Below are 383 nucleotides of genomic sequence, written 5' to 3' on the forward strand. Positions count from 1 at the left end.
GGCAACGAGCAAAGCGAGGCGACAGAACCAGAGCAATCATGACGCTAAATTCTTCTTGCAATAGTCTGCCCAATAAAGATGAGCAAATTCCAATTTGTCGGAAAATGCAGAATGATCGACAGATAGCCAAGCTCGGTTAGTCACATCCCAAAACATTTGGTCAAACTGCGTAAAGCTTCTGAAGTTAGGCTGATGTACTTTTCTCCAAACAGAATGGGAAAGCATCCTCATCCCTGAGTTAATCCGCTTCACATTCGCAATATCTTCATCAGTCTTAGCCATAAGCACCTCATATACAAACCAAGGACTAATAGAATACTAAATGAAGTAAGTGCGAGGAATGATACGTTTGGTTTACTGGGGTAAAGGGGGCGTTAGCGCCC

At 43.3% G+C, this 383-nt stretch carries 1 protein-coding gene; it reads right to left on the minus strand.

The genetic code is table 11. From position 1 onward, the window contains the following. Nucleotides 1–36: 36 nt before the first annotated feature. Nucleotides 37–282 carry a hypothetical protein gene (locus AW165_RS18630; RefSeq protein ID WP_060466691.1) on the minus strand — a complete coding sequence of 82 codons (246 nt, stop codon included), beginning with the start codon at nt 280–282 and terminating at the stop codon, nt 37–39. Nucleotides 283–383: the final 101 nt, after the last annotated feature.

Origin of the sequence: Acinetobacter sp. LMB-5, from assembly GCF_001541635.1 — a bacterium.
Lineage (GTDB): Bacteria > Pseudomonadota > Gammaproteobacteria > Pseudomonadales > Moraxellaceae > Acinetobacter > Acinetobacter pittii.